This is a genomic window from Stenotrophomonas sp. HITSZ_GD (assembly GCF_029543105.1).
In the GTDB taxonomy this organism is placed as follows: Bacteria; Pseudomonadota; Gammaproteobacteria; order Xanthomonadales; family Xanthomonadaceae; genus Stenotrophomonas_A.
This window is the reverse complement of record NZ_JARQXB010000016.1, coordinates 1-17,493: the sequence shown is the minus strand read 5'-3', so window position 1 is coordinate 17,493 and position 17,493 is coordinate 1. Positions and strand designations below refer to the sequence as shown.

General features: G+C 70.1%; 11 protein-coding genes. All 11 read right to left on the bottom strand.

Going from position 1 to position 17,493, the window contains the following annotated elements; all coding sequences use genetic code 11:
- Positions 1-38: 38 nt before the first annotated feature.
- The 11 genes from P6166_RS14430 to P6166_RS14380 all read right to left on the bottom strand — a co-directional run bounded on the left by P6166_RS14430 (position 39) and on the right by P6166_RS14380 (position 17,265).
- Complete coding sequence (locus P6166_RS14430) at positions 39-2,780, bottom strand: TonB-dependent receptor (RefSeq protein ID WP_277765144.1); 2,742 nt, start codon at positions 2,778-2,780, stop codon at positions 39-41.
- Positions 2,781-2,955: 175 nt separating this feature from the next.
- Entirely contained in the window at positions 2,956-4,281 is a 1,326-nt protein-coding gene (locus tag P6166_RS14425) for a hypothetical protein (RefSeq protein ID WP_277765143.1), read from the bottom strand.
- An 83-nt stretch (positions 4,282-4,364) separates the two neighbouring features.
- A complete protein-coding gene (locus P6166_RS14420; RefSeq protein ID WP_277765142.1) occupies positions 4,365-6,647 on the bottom strand; it encodes a molybdopterin cofactor-binding domain-containing protein in 2,283 nt (760 codons plus the stop codon).
- Entirely contained in the window at positions 6,640-7,140 is a 501-nt protein-coding gene (locus P6166_RS14415; RefSeq protein WP_277765141.1) for a (2Fe-2S)-binding protein, read from the bottom strand. The genes P6166_RS14420 and P6166_RS14415 overlap by 8 nt, the downstream gene beginning before the upstream one ends.
- On the bottom strand, positions 7,137-8,501 hold the full coding sequence (locus P6166_RS14410) for a cytochrome c (RefSeq protein WP_277765140.1): 1,365 nt from the start codon (positions 8,499-8,501) through the stop codon (positions 7,137-7,139). Before P6166_RS14410 ends, P6166_RS14415 begins: the two co-directional genes overlap by 4 nt.
- Before the next feature lie 107 nt (positions 8,502-8,608).
- Entirely contained in the window at positions 8,609-10,027 is a 1,419-nt protein-coding gene (locus P6166_RS14405) for a replicative DNA helicase (protein ID WP_277765139.1), read from the bottom strand.
- A gap of 146 nt (positions 10,028-10,173) precedes the next feature.
- Positions 10,174-10,728: an NAD(P)H-dependent oxidoreductase gene (locus P6166_RS14400; protein ID WP_277765138.1), complete on the bottom strand. Its 555-nt coding sequence runs from the start codon at positions 10,726-10,728 to the stop codon at positions 10,174-10,176.
- Between the two features lie 47 nt (positions 10,729-10,775).
- The gene (gene asnB, locus P6166_RS14395) at positions 10,776-12,734 is read right to left on the bottom strand and encodes an asparagine synthase (glutamine-hydrolyzing) (protein ID WP_277765137.1); all 1,959 of its coding nucleotides are present in this window, start codon (positions 12,732-12,734) and stop codon (positions 10,776-10,778) included.
- A gap of 9 nt (positions 12,735-12,743) precedes the next feature.
- Entirely contained in the window at positions 12,744-13,409 is a 666-nt protein-coding gene (locus P6166_RS14390) for a glutathione S-transferase family protein (RefSeq protein ID WP_277765136.1), read from the bottom strand.
- 70 nt (positions 13,410-13,479) lie between these two features.
- Positions 13,480-16,074, bottom strand: a complete 2,595-nt coding sequence (locus P6166_RS14385) for a DUF3857 domain-containing protein (RefSeq protein WP_277765135.1) — start codon at positions 16,072-16,074, stop codon at positions 13,480-13,482.
- A 27-nt stretch (positions 16,075-16,101) separates the two neighbouring features.
- Complete coding sequence (locus tag P6166_RS14380) at positions 16,102-17,265, bottom strand: acyl-CoA dehydrogenase family protein (protein WP_277765134.1); 1,164 nt, start codon at positions 17,263-17,265, stop codon at positions 16,102-16,104.
- Positions 17,266-17,493 lie beyond the last annotated feature (228 nt).

The following is a 17,493-nucleotide window of genomic DNA, read 5'->3' as shown; positions in this document are numbered from 1 at the left end:
GGCCGTCGCGCGTTCCCCTTGGAGAGAGGCCTTGCCCGTTACAGCTTGTAGCTGAAGCCCAGCAGGTACTGGCGCCCGTACTCGGTGTATTCCTCCGGGAGGAACAGGCCGGTGCTGTTGGTCGATTCGCTCACCTCGGTGCGGAACGGCTCGTTGGTCAGGTTGTTGACCTGGAACATCACCGACAGCCCCTTCAACACGCTGGTATCCGGGAACGCGTAGCTCACCTGCAGGTCCACGCTGCGCTCGCTCAGCGTATTGCGGTACTGGCGCTGGCCGAACAGCGAGGAATACTCGCCGCGGTACGGGTCGCGGTAGCGCTGGCTGATGCGCGCGCCCCAGCCGTACTTCTCGTAGAACAGCGTGGCGTTGGCGACGACCTTCGACAGGCCCGGGATGGTGTCGGTCCCCGGCGTGGCATCGTTCGGGTCCGGGTCGATCGAGGACTCGGTGTAGGAACCGTTGAGCTGCACGCCGAAGCCGTCCAGGCGCTCGGAGAACAGGTCGCCGGTCAGCGTCACCGCCGCTTCGACGCCACGCATGTAGCCGCCGGTGCCGTTGGCCCAGGTCGAGAACGTGCCGATGTTGGAGATCGGGGCCTCGCCGTCCGGGTTGTAGCCGGTGAAGTCCCACGGAATGGTCTGGCGATAGATGTAGGTCTCCAGATCCTTGTAGAACAGCGCCAGGCTGGCGTAGCTGGCGCGGCCCATGTACTTCTCCAGCGACAGGTCCACCGCGTTGGCGCGGTACGGCTCCAGCGTCGGGTTGCCGCCGCTGCCTTCCCACAGGCTGGTGGTCTGGCTGACCGAGGCGCTGGAATCGGCGCTGAGGTAGTTGATCGGCGCGCGCATGAGCTGCTTGGCCGCGCCGAAGCGCACATTCCAGCCGTCGCCGAAATCGAACACCAGGTTCAGGCTCGGCAGGGCGTCGTGGTAGCGCGCGCCCAGGGTCTGGCTGCCGGTGATCGCCCCGCCGTTGGCGTTGAAGCCGGTGGAGGACTGGTCGGTGGTGATGTACTGCATGCCCGCGTTGCCGCGCACGCGCACGCGGTCGGTCAGGTCCATGTCGATGTTGGCGCGCAGGTAATACGTGTTGACGTCCTCGTCGACGACGTAGTCCTTGCGCAGGTCGTCGTTGCTTTCGGAGATCGCCACGTCGTAGTAGCGGTCCAGCAGCGCGCGCGGGTTGAAGGTGAGGAGGTTGCCCATGCCGACGAAGCCCAGCGAGGTCGGCGACATCAACAGCGACGGATCCACCAGCGTGGGGCCATCGCGCAGCGTGGCGAAGTACACGTCCGAGCGCTTGTCCTTGCTGCGGCGGTTGATGTTGGCGCCGAAATCGAAGCTGCGCACGAAGGCGGTATCGACGTCGTAGGTGAACTGCAGGCGCCCGGCCTTGATCTCGTCCTTCTGCCAGGAATTCTCCAGGCGGCCGTCATGCCCGTAGTTCTGCACGTCCCACAGGTAGACGCTGTTGGGGTCGGACAGGTCGGCCAGCGAATAGTGGCCGTAGCCGGCGCTGATCGGCACCTGGAAGCCCACGTCCTGCGGGTCGGCCAGGCCGGCGTAGGTCTCCAGCTGCGACTGGCGGCGCTCGGCGCGCGAGTAGTTCAGGTCCAGGCTCACCGTCCACGGGTCGAAGCTGAGCGTGTTGGTCCAGCCAGCCGAGAACAGCTTGTCCTCGCGGGTGTTGTTGTCGTTGCGCACCAGCGGCTGCACGCCGGTCTGGGTGCCGCTGGTGATGATCGGGTAGCCGTTGCGCTCGGTCAGGCCGATGTTCTGGTAGCCGGCCGGCTGGCCGTTCATGCCGGTCCAGTAGGCGTCATTGGTCCACATCGCGCCGTGCATCACTTCGTCCTGCTGGAACTTGGACCAGTACACGTCGAGGATGCTGTGGAAATGTTCGTTGGGCTTGAACTCGAAGGCGCCCATCACGCCGTCGCGGGTGAGGTCGCGCGATTTCACCCAGGCTTCCTGGCCCTGCAGCGCGATCGCATCGGCCGGCTTGCCCGGCTGCGACTGGCCCCACACGTCGGTGTTGGCCCACCACCATTCCTTGTAGTGCTGCTCCTGGAACGGCGAGTTCAGCCGCGCCACGCCCAGCGCGATGCCGATGGTGTCGTCGGCGAACTGGTCCACGTAGGAGGCGCTGGCGCGGTAGCCCTTGTCGTCGCCGTCCGAGCTGAGCTTGCCCAGCGAGTTCTTCTCGCCGTTGCCGGTAATCACGATGCGGCGCTCGCCCAGGTCCAGCGGGCGGATGGTCTGCAGGTCCACCGTGCCGGACAGGCCCTGGCCCACCACCGCCGCGTCGGCGGTCTTGTACACGGTGACGGCGTTGATCAGCTCGGCCGGGTACTGGTCGAACTCCACGCCCCGGCTTTCACCGGTGCTGACCTGCTCGCGGCCATTGAGCGTGGTGCCGACGAACTGCTCGGACATGCCGCGGATCTGCACGACCTGCGAGCGGCCGTCCACGCGCTGGGTAGCGATGCCGGGCAGGCGCGAGATCGAATCGGCGATGCTGATGTCCGGCAGCTTGCCGATGTCCTCGGCGGAGATGGCCTCCACGATGGACGTGGATTCGTTCTTGGTGGCGACCGCCGATTCGATGGCGGCGCGGATGCCAGTGACCTGCACCGCGTCGAGCGTGGTCGGGTCGGGCGTGTTCTGGGCGGTGGCCTGCTGGGCCTGGGCGGTGCCGGCACTCAGCGCCAACGCGCAGGCCAGGACCAAGTGGTGACGACGAACAGTCCCGCGCGGGGACAGGGGTGCAATGCGCATTCGGCTCCCTCCAAGCCTCGATGACAGCGCTGTTCTATGGCGAGGACGAATAAATTGTCAACTTTTCGTTATATGACCTTCGCGGGCAGTGCGCAGAGGCTTGATCCGTAACGGTGCGCTCGTGCGCACGCACGGCGGCTGACGCGGCGCAACACGTTGCGCGCGCGGAAGTTGGTCAATAAATGACCCATAGGCGCGATGGGCCGAACCGCTTTGCGCGCGCATCGAACACCACGGCATCCTGGGCAGCAGACCAGCGCAAAGGCTCACCGCCGTAAGGATCGCGAAGCGGCGCCGCGGTCAGCACGGCGGTCATGCCCGCGCGATCCTGGCCGCGCGTGCGCAGGTCCGCCGTCGTCCAGGCGGTGCGCCGCAGGCCCTCCAGGTCGGCGAACTGGAACAGGTAGTCGCCGTAGCGCAACGTGCCGCTGCCGACTTGTTGCAGCAGATGCCCCGTCGGGTTGTAAAGCCATCCCGGGCCCACGGTGGCCGTGTTCTTTTGCGCTTGTGCCAAAGCGTCTGGGAGCTCCGGGAGTGGGCGCTCGCTGACCGCAGCGAGCACTTCGTAATCGGCGGCGATCAGGTTGATCGTGGCCTGCCGCTTGAAGAACGGCGCCTGTAGCGCATAGATCACGCGCTCCAACCCGGTTTGCGCCGGTGCGGCGGATGCCAACGCACTGTCCGTCGCCCCTTCGACCAGCCGCAGCTCACCGGCCAACGCACGCCGCATGGAGCGCTCTTGAACGGTGAACGGCACCGCCCACCCGGCGGGCGGCGCGATCGCCTGTTCGCGCAGCACCAGGTTTCCCAACGCGAAGTGGCGTCGGATCGCGGCCGCCGCGATGCTTTTGCTGACCAGCAGGTCCGATTCGCGCAACACGCGGCGCCAGAACAGCAAGTCGCTATCGAGCAGCGCCTGCGCGGCGGCGGCATCGCCGGCGTGGGCACGCTGCCACGCCTGCAACAGCAGTAGCTGCTGCCCATCCAGTGCGTGCTGGTAAGGCGGGAAGACCAGCGCGATGTCGGCGGCGTCCGCATCCCGCCAACCGGCATGCTGGATCAGTGCGTGGTAGCGCTCCAGCCACCAGCCTTCACTGGCAAGCCATTGCGTCAGCGTCGCGTCGGATGTCGGCAACGCCTCCGCGCAGGCCTTGGCGTCCTGCGAGCAGATGCTGGCCAACTGCTGCACCGCTGGCGAACGCGCCTTGCGCAGCGCCGGCGCGCCGCCGGGCAACGCGAGCGTCTCCTGCCTGGCCGCGCCGGCCAGCCGCTTGATGTGCGCCGCGCCCACCTGCTGCGGATCCTCGCCCTTGGCCGCGCCCATGCCCGACAGATAGACAAATGCATTATCGGCATCGGCCAACACGGGACGCCGCGCCCGTTCGGCGTGGAAGCCCTGCACCTGCGCCGACGGCGCCTGGTCGCGCGCATTTAGGGCCCACAGCGCGCCGTAGAGCGCGATCACGGCCAGTACCCCGCCCAGCACGACCTTGCCGGTCATCCGTAAAGCAGATCGCATGCCTCGCCCCCATTCCATGGAGATGGAAGGGTATGCGCTGCCGGGCACGCCGCCAAGCCGGCGGCCTACCCCTTCAACGCCTTGCGCACCGCCTCCGGCGTGATGGGCAGGTGGCGCACGCGCGCGCCCACCGCGGCGAAGATCGCGTTGCCGATGGCCGGCGCCACCACCGTGGTGGCCGGCTCGCCCAGGCCCACGGAGGCCTCGGTGCTGGGGATGAACTCGATCTGCAGCGGCGGCACGTCGGCGATGCGCAACGGCGTGTAGCTGTTGAGGTTGATGTCGCGCACCTGCCCGTGTTCGATCAGCGTGCCCTCGTGCAGCGCCATGCTCAAGCCCCACAGCGTGGCGCCCTCGGTCTGCGCCAGCGCGCCGTCCGGGTGTACCACGGTGCCGCAATCGGTCACCACGGTGAGCTGCTCGACCTGCACATGCCCGCTCTGGCGATCCACCTTCACCCGTGCCACGCAGGCCACCCAGGTCGGCATGTCGCGCTCCTGCCCGAACGAGGTGGCGATGCCCAGCCCGGTATCGGCGGGCAACGCCTGCCCCCACCCCGCCAGTTCGGCGGCCCGGCGCAACGCACCGGCCTGCCGCGCGGCGCCGCCCACGGCATTGGGCGCGCTGCCGGCGTTGTCGCCGGTGGCGTCGAGCAGCGAGAGCCGGAACGCCAGCGAGTCCTGCCCGCGCTGGTGCGCGGCCTCGTCCATGAAGCTTTCCAGCGCCCAGTTGGTCCAGCCCGGGCCCACCGAGCGCAACCAGCCAGGGCGGAACACGCGGTTGGCCAGATCATTGGAGATCGCGCGCACGCGATGCGCGCCCACCGTGTACCAGTGGTCGGCGCCGGAAATGGCGAACGGGTCGTAGGGGGCGCCGTTGCCCTTGGCCTTGCCGAGCAGCGCGCCGGCCATCACCTGCGTGGGCCAGCCGGCACAGGCATCGTGCTGCATCGCCACCACCTTGCCGGCGGCGTCGAAGCCCATGCGCAGTTTCTGCAGCGAGGCCGAGCGGATCGAGTCGAAGCGCGCGTCGTCCTCGCGGGTCAGCGTGAGCTTCACCGGCTTGCCGCCCAGCGCCTTGGAGGCCAGCGCGGCCGGCACGGTGTAGTCGCCGTTGAGCCGCCGCCCGAAGCCGCCGCCAAGCAGGTAGGTGCGCAGCACCACCTTGTCCTCGCCCACGCCCAGCGCCTTGGCCAGCGTCGGCAGGATCAGCGACTGCCACTGGTTGCCGGTATGGATCTCCCACACGCCGTTCTTCTGCAGGGCCAGCGCGTTCACCGGTTCGAGCTGGAAGTGCAGCACGCTGGCGGTGGTGTACTCGGCCTCCAGCGTGGAAGCCGCCTTGGCGAAGGCGTCCTCCACCGGGCCTTCGACCACGCGCGCGCCGGCATTGGCATCGGCGATCAGCTTGGCCGCGTGGTCCAGCACCTGCTGCTCGGAGACCTCCGCGGTGTCGTCGTTGTTCCAGGTCACCTTGAGGCGGCGCGCGGCCTGCATGGCCGCCCAGGTGGAATCGGCCAGCGCCAGCACCCAGCCGGGCACCGTGCCGGAGGGATCATCCAGCACCAGGTGGCCCTGGTAACCCTTCACTTGTTTGGCCAGCGTTTCGTCCACCGCGCCGGCCTTGGAGCCGTTGCGCGTCGGCGGCACCACCGGGGCGGCATGCACCATGCCGTCGATGTGCGCGTCGATGCCGTACACGCCCTTGCCGTCGGTCTTGCCGGGAATGTCCAGCGCCTGCGTATCCACGCCGACCAGCCGCCGCTCGGCCGGCGGCTTCACCGGCATCGCCTTGAGTTCCTCCGCGCTCCAGCTGCGGCTCAGGTCGCCGCGCTGCACGATCTGCGCATAGGTGATCGAACGCCCGCCGCCGCTCACCACGCTGTTGCGTGCCTGCAACGACGCCGCCGGCACGCCGAGCAGCTTGGCGGCCTCCTCGATGAGCGCCGTGCGCCCGGCCGCGCCGGCCTGGCTGAGCAACGGGAAGCTCTGCCACACCGACCAGCTGCCGCCGGTGACCATCAGTCCCCACTTCGGGTCGCTGTCCACGTGCTCCACGCGCACCTGCGACCAGTCCGCCTCCAGTTCGTCGGCGAGGATGCGCGCCAGCGCGGTGCCCACGTGCTGGCCCATCTCGGCGCGGATGACATGCACGGTGATCGTGCCGTCGGCATCGATGCGGAACCACAGGTTGGGGTCGAAGCTGCGCGTGGCGACCACCTGCGCGGCCTGCTCGGGCAACACCAGCGAAGCGCGCGCGAATGCCATCACGAAACCGGTGCCGGCGGCACCGATCAGGAAGCCGCGCCGGGTCAGGCGCAGGCCGCGGGGCGTGCCGAGGTCATTCATCGCCCGTCCCTCCCGGCGCGGCGGCGGCCGGTGCCGGCGCCTGCATCGCCTCGGCCGCCAACCGGATCGCCTTGCGGATGCGCACGTAGGCCATGCACCGGCACAGGCTGCCGGCCATCACCGCTTCGATCTCGGCATCGCTCGGGTTGGGGAAATCCTCCAGCAAGGTGGCGGCCTGCATGATCTGTCCCGGCTGGCAGTAGCCGCACTGCGGCGCCTGCGCGGCGACCCACGCCTGTTGCAGCGGGTGCTGGCCATCGGGCGAGAGGCCCTCGATGGTCGTCACCTGCTGCCCCGCCACCGCGCCCACCGGCGTGATGCACGAGCGGATCGCGCGGCCGTTGAGGTGCACCGTGCACGCCCCGCACATGCCGATGCCGCAGCCGAACTTGGTGCCGGTCAGGCGCAGCTCGTCGCGGATCACCCATAGCAGCGGCGTGTCGTCGTCCGCGCGCACCTGCACGGGCTGGCCGTTGAGTTGGAACTGGCTCATGGATGGGCTCCGGTCTGTCCGCTCTGGGTGCCCGAGGAGGGTTCCTCGCGCAGCTTGGCGACCTGCTTTTCCAGGTCCGGCCACGGTGGCCGGTCGGTGCGCGTGCGCCGCAGCCAGGCCGCCAGCGCGGCCACCTGCGCATTGCTGAAGCTGTGCGAGAAGCCCGGCATCATCTGCCCGGGCAGGCCTTCGTCCACGCCGATGCCGTGCAGGATGATCTGGATCAGCGTGGAGGGATCGTCGGCCGTCAGCGCGCTGTTGAAGCCCAGCTCGGGCCGCACCAGCAGCGGCATCGGGCCGGTGTTGTAGTGGCACGACGAACACGCCGCGTTGTAGAGGTTGGCGCCCGGGTCGTCCTGCTGCGCGGTGCCGAGGCGATTGGCCTGCGCCGCGCGCGCGAGCGCCGCCTGCGGGGCGGCGAGCTGCTGGCCGCGGGTGCCGAAGCGGTCGGCGAAGTAGGCGGCGATCGCGCGCACGTCCTCGTCGGGCAGGCGGGCCAGGCCCTCGTGCACCACCGGCGACATCGGGCCGGCGGCCGAGCCGTGCAGGGCCGTGGCGCCGTGGCGCAGGTAGGCGAACAACTCATCCTCGCTCCACGGCACCGGGGCGTGGTTGCGCGCGTCCAGCGGCGGGGCGTACCACTGGTCGATGGGCGCGCCGGCGTAGCGCTCCGCACCGGTGCGTTCGGCGCCCAGGCGGTTGCGCGGGCTGTGGCAGGCCGAGCAGTGGCCCAGGCCCTCGGCCAGGTAGGCGCCGCGGTTCCACTGCGGGTCCTTGCCGGTGATCGGGCCGAACTGGCCCTCGCGCACGAACAGCAGCTTCCAGCCGGCCTGCAACGGGCGCCAGCTCAACGGGAATGGCACGTCCGGCTTGCGCTGTTCCTGGCGCACCGGCGGCTGCTGCATCAGGTAGGCGTACAGCGCGTGCAGGTCCTCGTCGCTGACCAGTTCGAAATGCTGGTAGGGAAAAGCCGGGAACAGCTGCCGTCCCTCGCGGCTGACGCCCTTGCGCATGGCGCGCACGAAGGCTTCCTCGGACCACTGGCCGATGCCGGTCTGCGGGTCGGGCGTGATGTTGCTCGACCAGATCGTGCCGAAGTCGGTGCGCATCGGGTAGTTGCCCGCATAGCGCGCGCCGCCCTTGGCCGTGTGGCAGGTGGCGCAATAGCCGGCGCCGGCGAGCATCTCGCCGCGTTTGACCAGTGCGGGATCGAAACTACCGGCGGCGGGCGGGTCGATCGGCTTGATCGAGGGCCGCCAGGCCAGTACATAGACGCCTGCCACGCCCAACACGATGAGGGCGAGCAGGAACAGGAAGAAGCGCTTGACCACGCCCACCTCCACCACAGCCTTGCCGCGCATCCCGCGCCGTGCGGCCCGCGGTGGCGGCGGCTGCCGCGGACGGCGCGAGCATACGCCCAAGCCGGGCGCGTTGTCTCCACCCCGCCGGCATCATCGCGCCGGCAGGGCTACTCGAAGCTGCCCACCGAGTCGTGCGCCAGGTTGTCGAACCGGGTGTACTCGCCGAAGAACTTGAGCTTGCACGAGCCGGTCGGGCCGCCACGGTGCTTGCCGATGATGATCTCGGCCAGGCCCTTGTCCGGCGAATTTTCCTTGTTGTAGTAATCGTCGCGGTAGATGAAGACGATCATGTCCGCGTCCTGCTCGATGGCGCCCGATTCGCGCAGGTCGGCCATCACCGGGCGCTTGTCGGTACGCGTTTCCAGCGAGCGGTTGAGCTGGGACAGCGCGATCACCGGCACGTTGAGCTCCTTGGCCAGGCCCTTGAGCGAACGCGAGATCTCCGAGATCTCGGTGGCGCGGTTCTCGCTGTTGCCCGGCACGGACATCAGCTGCAGGTAGTCGATCACCACCAGCCCCAGGTCGTGCTCGCGCTTGAGGCGGCGGCACTTGGAGCGCAGCACCTCCGGCGACAGGCCGGGGGTGTCGTCGATGAAGATCTTGGTTTCCTTGAGCATCTTGATCGCGCCGGTGACGCGCGCCCAATCCTCGTCCTCCAGCTGGCCGGTGCGCAGGCGCTGGGCGTTGATGCGCCCGTTGGAGGAGATCAGGCGCATGGCCAGCTGCGAGGCGGACATTTCCATCGAGAACACCGCCACGCCCTTCTTGGACTTGATCGCCGCGTACTCGGCGATGTTCAGCGCGAAGGTGGTCTTGCCCATCGCCGGGCGCGCGGCCAGGATGATCAGGTCGGTCGGCTGCAGGCCGGCGGTCATGCCGTCGAAGTCGGTGTAGCCGGTCGGCAGGCCGGTGATGTTGCCGCCATTCTCGAAGCGGTTGCGCAGCTCCTCGAAGGCGTCCTTGAGCGCGTTGGGCATGGCGACGAAGTCGCTGCGCCCGCGCGCGCCGGCCTCGGCGATCTGGAACACCGCCTTCTCGGCGCTGGCCAGCAGCTCGGCGCTCTCGCGCCCTTCCGGCTGGAAGCCGTCGTTGACGATCTCCGTGCCGACCTCGATCAGCTGCCGCAGCACCGCCTTGTCGCGCACGATCTCCGCATAGGCGGTGATGTTGGCCGCCGACGGCGTGGTGCTGGCCAGCTCGATCAGGTAGGCGCCATCGCCGACCTGCTCCAGCTTGCCCTGCGATTCGAACCATTCGCCCAGGGTCACCGCGTCGAACGGGCGGCCCTTGTCGGACAGCTCGCGGATGGCGCGGTAGATCAGCCGGTGGTCGCGGCGGTAGAAGTCGTTCTCGGTGAGCTGGTCGTTGACCCGGTCGTAGGCCTCCGGCGCCAGCATCAGGCCGCCGAGCACCGCCTGCTCGGCCTCGACCGAGTGCGGCGGCACGCGCAGCTGGTCGATGCGCGGCTCGGGCCGGTCGTCGCGGTCACGGTCGCGGTTGTTGCGGAAGCCGGGGCGGGCGGACATGCGGGCTGAAACCTGACGCGGGGACGGGGGCAGGAAGGATAGGCAGCCACGGCCCCACGCGCTAGGAACAAGTCTGTGGATAAGCCGTGCGCAACCGGTGCGTGGAGCCGATCCTGGCCCCGCCCCGTCTCACATCGCGCGATTGCTCAGCCCTTGTGGCGGGCGATCAGCGCCAGGAAGCGATCGACATAGCCCTGCAGGAACTTGTGCGTGCCCGCATCGCCGAAATTGCCCTGCTCGTCGAAGAAGCCGTCCTTGTGCTGCAGGAACACCTCCGGCTGGCCGAGTACGGTCATGTCCAGGTAGGCCAGCACGTTGCGCAGGTGCTGCTGGGCCAGTGCGGTGCCGATGGTGCCCACCGAAATGCCCAGCACGGCGGCCGGCTTGCCGGCGAAGCAGCTGTCGCCATACGGGCGCGAGCCCAGGTCGATGGCGTTCTTCAGCACGCCGGGGATCGAGCGGTTGTATTCGGGGGTGACGAACAGCACCGCGTCGGCCGCGCGCACCTGTTCCTTCAGGCGCTTGCCCTGCGCGGGGTAATCGTGGTCGAAGTCCTGGTCGTAGAGCGGCAGGTCGCCGATCTCCACGTGCTCCAGCGTGGCCTTGTTGCCGAACAGCGGCTGCAGCGCATGGGCGAGCTGGCGGTTGAACGAATGCTTGCGCAGGCTGCCGACGAACACGGCGATCTTGTACTGGCTCATGCGGGAACTCCTTCGGGAAGACCCGCCGACTCTAGCCAGCGGCGCGCTCAGGCCGGGTGAAGCGCCCCGCCCTGCGCGGCCACCTCGGCCCGTGCCTGGCGCCAGCTTTCCTGCCAGGCCTGGAACATCAGCACCGTCCACAGATGGGTATGCCACTTGCGCTGGCCGCCGAGGAAGGCCTGCCAGGGCGCATGGATCGCCGCCGGCGCGAACACGCCCTCGGCCGCCAGGCGCGCCGGGTCCAGCAGCGCCTGCGCCCAATCGCGCAGGTCCCCGCGCAGCCAGTCGCCCACCGGCGCGCCGAAGCCCCGCTTGGGGCGGTCGACCATGCCGTCGGGCAGGTAGCGGCGCAGCACCTGCTTGAGCAGGTACTTGCTGTGGCCCTCGCGCCGCTTGAAGTCCAGGGGCAACGACCAGGCGAACTCGGCCACGCGCCAGTCCAGCAACGGCGCGCGCGCCTCCAGCCCGACCGCCATGCTGGTGCGGTCCACCTTGCACAGCAGGTCGTCCGGCAGGTAGGTGACGAAGTCGGCCAGCATCATCGCGTCGGCCGGCGTGCCGGCGCCATGCAGCGGCTGGGCCAGGCTGTAGAAGGTGTCCGGTTCGCGCGCGCCGCGCACCGCCGCGGCCGGCCGGCGCCAGCGCGAGATGCGGTTGCGGTAGACATCGCCGATGCCGCGCGCGCCCGCTTCGTTGAACAACACCGCCAGCCCGCCGGTGCGCGAGCCCTCGCCGCCGGCCCGGCGGGCCAGCAGCGCGCGCAGCGGCGCCGGCACCGTGCGCAGCATCTGCCAGTTGCGCAGCGCGCGCACGTAGCGCGAGTAGCCGAAGAACAATTCGTCGCCGCCATCGCCGGAGAGCGCCACGGTGACGCCGCCGCGCGCCAGCCGCGCCACCAGCGCGGTGGGCACCTGCGAGGCATCGGCGAACGGCTCGTCGAACATGCGCGGCAGCTCGGGCACCACCGCCAGCGCATCGCGGCCATCGACATAAAGTTCGGTGTGCTCGCAGCCCAGGTGGCTGGCGACTTCGCGGGCCAGCGGCGCCTCGTCGTGGTGCGAGCCGCTGAAGCCGATGCTGAAACTGCGCACCGGCCGCGCGCTCTGCGCCTGCATCAGCGCGGTGACCACCGAAGAATCGGTGCCGCCGGAAAGGAACACGCCCACCGGCACGTCGGCCACCATGCGCAGGCCTACCGCCTCGCGCAGCAGCGCGTCGAGCCGGCTTTCGGCGGCGGCGGCATCGCCGGCGAACGGCGCCGCCAGGGCCTGCTGCATGGCCTGGCGCGCGTCCCAGAACGGGCGCTGCGCCTGTTCGGGCCGGTGCGCGGCGGCCCCGGCGGCGATATCGGCGGCCTGCAGGCGCAGCACGCGGCCCGGCATCAGCTTGAAGGTGTCGCGGTGGATGCAATACGGCGCGGGGATGTAGCCCAGGCGCAGCAGCAGGGTCACCGCGTCGGGATCGACCTCGTTGTCGTAGTCGGGATGGCGCCACAGCGCCTTGAGCTCCGAGCCGAATACCAGCGTGTCGCCCGCCCAACCGTAATACAGCGGCTTCTTGCCGACGCGGTCGCGCGCCAGCTGCAGGCACTGCTCGCGGCTGTCCCACAGCGCTAGCGCGAACATGCCGTTGCACTGCGCCAGCGTGGCGTCCAGGCCCCATTCGCTGATCGCCGCCAGCAGCACCTCGGTGTCGGAGTGGCCGCGGAAGACATGGCCCAGCGCCGAGAGCGCGGCGCGCAGCTGGGCGAAGTTGTAGATCTCCCCGTTGTAGACCAGCTGGTAGCGGCCATCGCGCGAGGCCATCGGCTGGTGGCCCAGCGGGGAAAGATCCAGGATGCTCAGCCGCTGGTGGGCCAGGCCGATGCCGGCCTGCGCATCGCACCAGGTACCGGCGTCGTCGGGGCCGCGGTGGCGCAGGGTGGCGCCCATCGCGCCGGCCAGCGCGTTCAACGCCTCGCCGTGCAGGCGCGGGTTCGGCAGCCACAGTCCGGCCAGTCCGCACATCGCCGCGCCTCAGCCGGGCTCGGCCGCGGCCAGGCGCGTGCGCACCGCTGCCTCGACCGCCGCCATCGGCACGAAGCCGGGCGTGCCCTGCACGCGGTGCAGCCAATCCTGCAGCGATGGCCAGCGTGCGAGGTCGAAGCCACCGTCGGCGGCGCAATGGGTGTAGGCGTAGAGCGCGATGTCGGCCACGCCGTAGTCCGGCCCGGTGAACCAGCGGTGCTGGTCCAGGTGCTGCGCCATCACCGCCAGTGCCGCGTCGCCGCGCTCGCGCAGGCGCGGCAGCTCGGCGCGGCGCGGCGAATCCAGCGGCGTCCAGCCACGGATGAAGCGCGCCACGGCCACGTAGGGTTCGTGGCTGTACTGCTCGAAGAACATCCAGCTCAGCGCCTGCGCGCGTTGCCAGGCATCGGCGGGAAGGAATGGCGTGCCCTCGGCCAGCCAGCACAGGATGGCGTTGGATTCGACCAGCACGCGGCCGTCGTCGCGTTCGACCATCGGCACCTTGCCGTTGGGGTTCTTGGCCAGGTAGTCCGCGGTGCGGGTCTGCCCGTTGGCGCTGTCGACCTCCTGCCATGCGTAGCGGGTGCCGAGTTGTTCGAGCAGCAGCCGCACCTTGTAGCAGTTGCCGGAGGTGGACATGCCGTAGACGGTCAGGGGCGCTCGCGGGCTGGACATCGACATTCCGGGCTGTGGGAACCTGGAAGTGTCACCGCCCTCGCCCGCTTTGCAAAGCCCCCGCGCGCGCTCAGCCGGCGTGCTGCGCGGCCAGCCGCACGAACAACGCCAGCCCGCCGGCGAACAGCGCCAGCACGAATACCAGCCCCCACGCCGCCAGCACGCGCAGCCGCGAACTGTGGCTGGCGACCGCCACGCTGGCGGTGCTCGAGGCCACCGTCCACACCATCGCCACCGTGCCCAGCAACCCGGTGACGAAGATTCCCGGCCACGCCGCCGGGGGCGCGCTGCCGGCCGATGTCATCCAGGCCACCGAGCCGAGCGTGGCGACGACCGCGCCGGCCAGCAACGGCAGCTGCGGCACCATGCCCGCGGCCAGCGCCGTCGCCAGGCGGCCGAACGACAGCCGCACGCCGACCAGGCGCAACACGCCCCAGAACACGCTCCAGCCGACCGTCCACTGCAGCAGCGCCCAGGCGACCTGCTTGAGCATCGCCCCGGTGCCGCCTTCGCGGTACAGGCTCAGCACGAGCAGGTAGGACACGCCGAACGCGACCCACGCCAGCGTGCGCAGGCGCGGCGCCTCGAACACGCGGCGCGCGGTGCGGTAGGGCGTGTAGAGCATGCCGCCGAGCCCGCCGCGCCACGCGCTCCAGCCGGCGGCGCCGAGCAGCAGCAGCGTCACGCCCAGGCCGGCCAGCGCGTACAACCACGCGGCCACGCCGATGCTGCGCAGCGGATCCGGGCGGAAATTGTGCTCGAAGAACAGCAGCTCGCGTGCGCGCGCCATGTCGTTGGCGGCACGGCGCACGCCGTCCGGCGGGATGGACAGCGCGCGGCGTTCCCATTCGCCTTCGATCACCAGCTCGCCGTCCTGCACGTCGATGCGGCGGCTGAAACGAAACCACGGGTTCTCCACCACGTCGCGCTGCGGCTTGACCCAGATGCCGGCATCGCTGCGCACGCGCACGGTCTGCGTGGCCAGGCGCGGGCCGCCCAGCGCCAGCGGCGTGCGCCGCGCGGTACGCGGCAGTTCCTTCATCCAGTCCTGCAGCTGGAACAGCGGAAAGCCGACCACGTCGTTCTCGCGCGGGTGCCAGTCCAGGCGGTAGGTCTCGGCGATGCGCAGGCGCGCCGGGTCGGCCTCGTCCACGGTGGGCAGGCCGTCCAGTTGCAGCTGGCTGTAGAAGCGCTGCATGTATTCCAGGTATTGGTCGCCCAGGGCCTCGGCGCCCTGGCTTTCGAACATCTCGCGCGCGCCGTCGCCGCGGCCGTGCAGGTAGTCGGTGACGACCGAGAAGCGTGCCAGCCGCCGCGGCTTGGCCATGGCGATATCCACGTCTTCCTCCACCGCCACCTCGGCCACCGTAGCCTGCGGGTAGGGAATGTCCACCAGCGCGGCCTGGCCGACGCGCACCGGCAGGCCCTGCCCGAACGGCAGCGGCGAGCGTGCGTCGAAGGTGCCGTATTCGCGGTCGCGGGTGGCGTCGATCCAGAATTCGCGCCCTTGCGTGCGCGCCCGCACCACCACGTGGTCGAAGGCCAGCGGGCTGGGCAGGCGGGCGGAGAGTTGGTTGCCGGGCGAGGAATCCACCAGCACCGGCTCGGCCGCCACGCCGGCCAGGCCCAGCAGCGCGACCAGCAGCGTCGCCTTGTCCTTGCAGTCGCCGTAGCGATTGCGCAGGGTTTCCTCCGGCGTGTGCGGCGCGTGCGAGTTCACGCCCATTTCCAGGCCGAGGTAGCGGATATCGCCCTGCACGAAGGCGATGGCCCGCTGCATCGAACCCTGCGGGTCGGCGCGGTCCAGCTTGAGCTGGACCGCCATGGCGCGCGCCACGGCCGGGTCCTGGAAGCCGTGCGGGTACAGCGCCGCGGCCCAGTCGGCGACCGCGCGCCAGTGGGGCGCGGTGGATAGCTCGATGCGGCCGTAGGTGTCGTGGCCGGGCGGGGTGTCCTTCTCGGCGCGCACCGCGGCGAGCGAATCGGCCTCCAGGTGCAATTCCTCCATGGTGCCCACGCGCTGGCGCGAAGCGCGGAAGCCTTCGGTGCTGACCTTCCAGTTGAGCGGCATGCCGGCCGGATAGCGCACGCGCAGGCGCCGCGCGCCCAGCGGCACGTCGTAGCGCGCGGTGTAGCTGTCGTAATAGCCGCGGCCGAACACCGGGTTGCTGCCGGTCACGGTGTAGGCGTAGTCGATGCGGTCGCCCACGCGCAGGTCGGGGAGGCTGATGTTCAGGGTCAGCGCGCCATCGAGCAGCCCCTGTTCCAGGTCGCTCTCGCGCCGCAGCTGGGCGTAGTGCGCGCGGCGGCGCAGGTCCATGCGCTGGCCATCGCGCCACACCTCCAGGTGGTTGAGCGCCAGGTGCTGGTAATCGGGCTGGTAATAGAGGCTGATCTGCCCGGCATCGCCGAGCGCGTTGTCGCGCAGCACCGTGTAGCTGACGCGGCGGTACCACAGCGGCTGGGCGCCGCTCAGGTCGACCTGGTCGGACACCAGTTCATAGCGCAGCCCGCCGCTGGCGCCGGCGGCGGCCGGCAGCGGTTCGTCCTGCACCCAGGCCGGCGTGGCGGCCATCGCCGGCGGCTGTTCCGCCGCCCACCCGGGCACCGCCGCGCACCACAGCAGCGCCGCGGCCAGCAGCCCTTTCCCTTTATTCCACCCCACACCATCCCCCTTGCGGGCTTCCTGCCCCTAGAACGCACTCAAACCGGTCAGCTCGCGACCCACCACCAATTGATGGATGGTCTGAGTGCCTTCATACGTGATGACCGACTCAAGATTCAAGGCATGGCGGATGGCCGCGTGCGCCAGGCTGATGCCGGCGGCCCCGAGCAGGTCGCGGGCATCGCGCGCCACATCCAGCGCCATGCGGCAGTTGTTCCACTTGGCCAGCGAGACCTGGGTGGGCTGCAGGCGGCCGGCGTTCTTGAGCTGGCCCAGCTGCAGCGCCAGCAGTTGCGCGGTGGTGATGCGCCGGGCCATCTCGGCCAGGCGCAGCTGCACGGCCTGGTTGGCGGCCAGCGGGCGCCCGAACAGCTGGCGTTGGCCGGCGTAATCCAGCGCCTCGCGCAGGCACGCCACCGCCGCCCCGATCGCGCCCCAGGCGATGCCGTAGCGCGCCTGGCTCAGGCAGCCCAGCGGGCCCTTCAGCCCGAGCGCGCCCGGCAGGCAGTGCGCGTCGGGGACGCGGACCGCATCGAAGTACAGCGCCGAAGTGACCGACGCGCGCAGGCTCATCTTCTGCCCGATGTCCTGCGTGCTGAAGCCGGGCGTGCCGCGTTCGACCACGAAGCCGCGGATGCCCTCCTCCGTCTGGGCCCACACCACGGCCAGGTCGGCGATGCCCCCGTTGGTGATCCACATCTTGGCGCCGTCGATGACCCAGTCCGCCCCGTCGCGGCGCGCGCGGGTGCGCATCGCGGCCGGGTCCGAGCCCCCCTCGGCCTCGGTCAACCCGAAGCAGCCGATGTATTCGCCCGCCGCCATGCCCGGCAGCCAGCGCTGCCGTTGTTCCTCGCTGCCGTAGGCGAAGATCGGGTACATGCACAGCGAGGACTGCACGCTGACGAAGCTGCGCAGCGCGCTGTCGCCGCGCTCCAGCTCCTGGCAGATCAGCCCGTAGCTGATCGCATCGAGCCCACCGCCGCCGTAGGCCACGGGCAGGGTGGCACCGAGCAACCCGAGTGCGGCCATCTCCCCGACCAGCTCGCGCGGGAAGCGCCCCTGCTCGAACGCCTCCCCGATGATCGGCAGCACTCGCGCATCGGTGAAGCGCGCCACGGCCTCGCGCACGGCCAGATGTTCCTCGCCCAGCAGGGACTGCACATCGAACAGATCATCGGGCGCAAGCGGCATGGCGAAGGACTCGAACGGAAAGCCCGATTGTATCGACGCCCTGCCCCGTTCCGGAGGCGCGGCATCGGGTCGCAGCACGACCGCACGCGCACACCGCCACCCCATGGCTTTTCGACACGCGGCGTGGCGTCATCGGGTGCCCGGGGGCAGCCCCTTTCCGGGACACGCCGTGAATCCCTCCATGGAGGCTCGTAGGCGACATCCATGTCGCCTACGGTCCCGGAAAGG